The sequence below is a fragment of the Peribacillus sp. P4_B1 genome (assembly GCF_056402395.1).
This window is the reverse complement of record NZ_JBFUHM010000108.1, coordinates 1-4,959: the sequence shown is the minus strand read 5'-3', so window position 1 is coordinate 4,959 and position 4,959 is coordinate 1. Positions and strand designations below refer to the sequence as shown.

At 33.6% G+C, this 4,959-nt stretch carries 5 protein-coding genes; all 5 read left to right on the top strand.

The features are described 5' to 3' along the window. The first annotated feature begins 298 nt into the window (after positions 1-298). The 5 genes from AC1DVK_RS26365 to AC1DVK_RS26345 all read left to right on the top strand — a co-directional run bounded on the left by AC1DVK_RS26365 (position 299) and on the right by AC1DVK_RS26345 (position 4,507). Positions 299-481 carry a hypothetical protein gene (locus AC1DVK_RS26365; protein ID WP_089362780.1) on the top strand — a complete coding sequence of 61 codons (183 nt, stop codon included), beginning with the start codon at positions 299-301 and terminating at the stop codon, positions 479-481. 699 nt (positions 482-1,180) lie between these two features. After that, a complete protein-coding gene (locus AC1DVK_RS26360; RefSeq protein ID WP_410864090.1) occupies positions 1,181-1,927 on the top strand; it encodes a formylglycine-generating enzyme family protein in 747 nt (248 codons plus the stop codon). A gap of 324 nt (positions 1,928-2,251) precedes the next feature. Beyond that, positions 2,252-2,860: a transglutaminase-like domain-containing protein gene (locus AC1DVK_RS26355; RefSeq protein WP_477627768.1), complete on the top strand. Its 609-nt coding sequence runs from the start codon at positions 2,252-2,254 to the stop codon at positions 2,858-2,860. Between the two features lie 137 nt (positions 2,861-2,997). Next, complete coding sequence (locus AC1DVK_RS26350; RefSeq protein ID WP_477627767.1) at positions 2,998-3,156, top strand: hypothetical protein; 159 nt, start codon at positions 2,998-3,000, stop codon at positions 3,154-3,156. 418 nt (positions 3,157-3,574) lie between these two features. Then, positions 3,575-4,507 carry a VanZ family protein gene (locus AC1DVK_RS26345; protein ID WP_477627766.1) on the top strand — a complete coding sequence of 311 codons (933 nt, stop codon included), beginning with the start codon at positions 3,575-3,577 and terminating at the stop codon, positions 4,505-4,507. The last annotated feature ends 452 nt before the right edge of the window (positions 4,508-4,959 follow it).

Below are 4,959 nucleotides of genomic sequence, written 5' to 3'. Positions count from 1 at the left end.
TGGCTAAACAGAAGAAGCCAAAGAAAGTCCTTTACATGGGATAAATTTAATCTCTTTCTCCGTAAATATCCACTGCCTTCACCAAGAATCAAAGTGAATATCTATGAACTAAGCAAAGAGATTAGCTACATTCTGTAAACGATGACTAGGAGGAGCCGTGTGCGTTAATAGCGCAAGCACGGTTCTGTGAGGGGGAGGAGTACAATTTACCGTAAGGTAGGAAGGCTCCTTTCTACTCGACTAGTTCAACAATTCATTTGCTTTTTTTGGTAATATGGATAAAGGATGGTGAGGAATTATGAAAAAGAATTATACGGTTTTCTTTTTACTTTTGTTTATTGTAGCTATTTCTAGTGGTATGGCACTTAAAAATTTTTTCGACTATTCTATGATTATTGGAGTTAGTTTAGCGACAGTATCTTTATTAGCTGCTGGGTTTTCGCTTGGAAAAAGGAACAAGGTAAATAATTCATATCATTAAATTGATCGTTAAGCTAACGCGTGCTTTACATCAATAAGGGAGGTTGCTTCAGCAACCTTTTTTATTTTGTGAAGAGATGTATTTAACTAACGGGTGCATTACTTCAATAAGGGAGTTGCTTCGACAGCTTTTTTTCTTATGGGCTAACAGGGCAGTTAGTTTAATTAGTTACACAGTTTAGTCGAACTGTGCGGTAAACATTAATACTCCTTAAGAATAGTAAAAAAGTAAATTAATGTGGTACCGTATTAATTAGTAATATTATCCAAACGAGGAGTGTGTAGAAGAGAATGAACGACGACTAATGCCCTAAATGTAACTCAAACAATATTAAGAAAGGAGCTCTTGGAAACGGATTTAAATTTGTTCAAATGTTTTCCTATGATAATTTAAGGAATAAACCTTCCAAGATTATTTCTTACTATTGTTCAGATTGTGGTTACATACTTAGTTCTTATTTGAAAAACCCATCTAATTTAGATTAATCATCCTATCTTTAGCAATCGGGCGCGTTTATTTAAGAACGCGTCTTTTTTCGTGTATTGGGCCATATTCTTGAATAGACTTCCAAACAAAACTGGATATTTATGTTAATATTGGTATGGAATTGCGAAGAAATACTTAAACAATAATTCTCAAAATATGTCTTAATATGAAATTTGTTTCTAATAACATTAATTCAAGACCTAGGAGAGGACAATGTTAGCTAACTTAAATGACTACTTAAAAGATTTAATGGTGTATATTCCTGAAGGAGAAATCAGCCTACGAGATTTTCGAAACGAGCAAAAATGGATTAGTTCAAACTATAAATTTGGAATGCCGGGTATTAGAAAAAATTTAAAGGAAGTTATTAGGAATGTTGAAATTAAGCCATTTTATCTTGCCAAATATACGGTGACAGAAGAACTTTATGCGATTATTATGGGGGAGAAATTTTTAACAACAACTGAGGCTCGAAAACCAGTTGTTAATGTTTCATGGATAGATGCAGTGAATTTTTGTAATTTATTATCTGATACATTGGGTTATGGCAAGTTTTATGATTTTAATAATGAAAGTAAATCAGTTATTTGCAATTATAATACTAATGGTTTCCGATTACCGACAGATGCTGAATGGCAATATGCATGTAAGGCAAAATCAAAAGGATATCGGTATGGTGAAATTGATGAAATCGCTTGGTATAAAGATAATTCTAACGAACGAGTTCACGAAGTTGGTAAGAAAAAGCCTAATGATTGGGGCTTATATGACATGATCGGGAATATTTGGGAGTGGTGCTGGGACTTATACGATGAAGAGACATTTGGTAATTACAGAATAATTCGTGGAGGAAGTTGGGCAGAAGAAGAACGTGGATGTGGAGCTACTTGTCGTCGAAAGAGTATGCCTGATTTTTATATAGATGATATCGGATTTAGAATTGCTAGATCAATCGTTTAATAATTTGAAATTCTGAATTGATATATACACTGTTGGGAATATAAGGGTGGGCACAGTGTTCATGGAACCCAAAAGACGGTATGAGATGAAAATTTCTCTTAAGCTTTCTAGGATGCTTTTCTGCAATATCTTATGTAAGTAGCTAGAAGGTCCTTAATAATGTTGAACGATCTTCCATTAAGGGCGCGATTCTTGAATAAGGTTCGCTTTCCTTAGGGAACTAACGGGGCAGGATAGTTGAAGATGTAAAACAATCTTTTTGTATAAAAATTAATTTTTGTGTATAATTATGTAAAAAATACAGTTGAATGGGGAATGAAATTAATGGAACTAATAGCTGAGTCAACAAATTTTGATGACTATTTAGAAGAAATAGATGTAGTCAATTTTTCTCATCCATTAATTAAGGAAACTGTTACTGAATTATTTAATGATGAGCAGTCCGAAATTGATAAGGCTAAAGTGGCTTTTGGATTTGTAAGAGACAAAATTTTTCATTCGTGGGACATTCAAAGTTCAAAAGTTACTTGTGAAGCATCTGAGGTACTTAAATATAAAGAAGGGATTTGCTATGCAAAATCAAATTTATTAGCTTCGTTACTGCGTTCTCAGGGAATACCTACTGGTTTTTGTTATCAAAGATTAATGTTATTTGATACTCCAGAAAAAGGTTATTGTATTCACGCATTAAATGCAATTTTTCTTAAAACATTAAATAAATGGATTAGAATAGATGCTCGTGGTAATAAAGCAGGAATTGATGCCCAATTTTCAATTGATAAAGAAAAATTAGCTTATACTACTCAAGAAAAATTTGATGAAAAAGATTATCCAGTCATATATGTAAAGCCACATCCCAAGACAATTAGCGTTTTGGTAGAACAAACAGATACATTAGAAATGTATATAAAGAATTTGCCGGAATTTTTATAGTTGTTAAGCTAACTGGTGTTTTAGTTCTGGATCGGGAGCTACCAATACGGTAGCTTTTTTCTTAATGAGCTAACGGGGCAGGTTAGTTCTTCTTTTTCTTATGGAACTAATATATACAAAGAAAGGTGATACATAATATGAAAAAATATATTACTTTTGTTGGACAAATTTTAATGGGTATTTCTATTTTACTTCTTGTTATGAAAATATTTTTAGTTTCAATAGCAGTACTTACATTTTTATTAGGGTTATTTATTTATATTTATGGGAGATTAAATAATAAAAAATCTCAATAGGAGGTTTTAAGTCTTAAAAAAAATAAAAGAGTCTAGTATAAAAATATACTAAATTAAATTAGGTTTCATAATTTCGAAGTTTGTGTCAACTCTATATTAATCCTTCATGAACTAACAGGTGCTTTAGTTCATTAACAGGGGTTGCTGCGGCAGCCTTTTTCTTATGGAACTATAGGGGCAGGTTAGTGGAGATCTTTATTTGCATACTAAAAGTGTAACTATTTAAACAAGAATTTGTTCTAACATATTGACACGTTTTGTGTATTATGGGTATAGTACATCTATAAGCTGTATGAACTACTTAGTACATACACTGGATATCATCAGGAACAATAGGAGTTGTTTATAGGATTTGTTCATCGTTGTTAGTAAAAGAATACAATAATGGATAAATATATGATTAATCAAAGGAGACATTATGGAAATAAAATTACGGAAACTCATCATTACAGGAACCATTTTATATACAATTTTAATTTTATATTTTATGTTCTTTGCTTTTAATAGATTAGATCATGCAACCGGCGATTATGAATATGTATTTATGCTTGTTCCGGAAAACGTTCCACTTCGATTTCCAGAACCAACTTTTTCATGGTTATACCAATTTGGAAACATTGCTGCTTTTATCCCTTTTGGAGTAGTAATTCCTCTGTTGTATCGTTCCAGTTTTGGGAAGTTCATATCCTTGTTTGTCTTAACGATTCTCGTTTTGGAATCGCTGCAGGCTTTAACTTATCTTGGCAGCTTTGATGTAGATGATGTTATATCCAATACATTAGGTGCAACGATAGGTTTTATCGCCTATAGAGTTGGATTTTCTTCAAAAATTTCTTATAAAAAGCTTTTTGCTTCGGCTCTATCTATTGGTGTTCTTCTAGTTGGGGTAATCGTGGTCTCGGAAACTATCAATTATGTTGTAGCGACAAGAGAAAGCCCGATTCAAGCATTACACGATGTGAAAGAAATGAATGGAACCATGCCTATGACTGAAAATCTTCCAAGTATCACCGTAGCAGGCAAGAAAATAGAACCAAAAATGAATGTGTATAACAGTGAAGGGGATAAAAGCAAATCATACACTTACATCTTGGGGAACAAGAAAGATGTCATACTCTATTTTTATTATGGCATTCCAGACAATGGTGATTTCAAGGGAGAAGTCACTATACTGGCAGATGGAAAAGTAAGAGCTCAGTACAATGAACAATATAATAAAGGGTCAGAATTTGGGGCAGAATTTGTAGAGATACCATTTTATTATAAAGAAAACGAAATTACGATTATCGTTTCCGGGAACGCTAAACTATGGGACGTTAGATTCAGTGAAATGAAGCATTGGTGGGAGTAAAGAAAAAACAAACAAGCAACCAATGAAACCATGATAATCGCTGAAAGGCTATCGAGAAAGTCTCGATAGCCCTCTTTTAATCTATAATCACTAAATTTACTATCGGATCTTCAATTTGAAGTGGAACTACTTTCTTCATTTGTAAATCGTTCATTATTGTGAAGTAATTCACTTAAACTAATGGGTGCGTTAGTTTAACAAAGGGTTGCTGCGGCAACCTTTTTCGTGCGCCCGGCATGGGTGTAATCTATAGGGTGAAAGTCCCGAACCATGAAGGCAGTAGTAGTGGTTAGCATAATGCAAGGGTGTTCACGGTGACGTGGAATCTGAAGGAAGCAAGCGGCAAACCTCCGGTCTGAGGAACACGAACTTCATATAAGGCTAGGTATCATTGGATGAGTTTGCGAAACAAAACAAAGTCCTTACTGCCGAAGGTGGTACAGCAGAGTAAA

Bases quoted from the DNA above. Each gene is read 5' to 3' on its own strand.
- AC1DVK_RS26365 (WP_089362780.1), top strand. From the start codon at position 299: ATGAAAAAGAATTATACGGTTTTCTTTTTACTTTTGTTTATTGTAGCT.
- AC1DVK_RS26360 (WP_410864090.1), top strand. From the start codon at position 1,181: ATGTTAGCTAACTTAAATGACTACTTAAAAGATTTAATGGTGTATATT.
- AC1DVK_RS26355 (WP_477627768.1), top strand. From the start codon at position 2,252: ATGGAACTAATAGCTGAGTCAACAAATTTTGATGACTATTTAGAAGAA.
- AC1DVK_RS26350 (WP_477627767.1), top strand. From the start codon at position 2,998: ATGAAAAAATATATTACTTTTGTTGGACAAATTTTAATGGGTATTTCT.
- AC1DVK_RS26345 (WP_477627766.1), top strand. From the start codon at position 3,575: ATGGAAATAAAATTACGGAAACTCATCATTACAGGAACCATTTTATAT.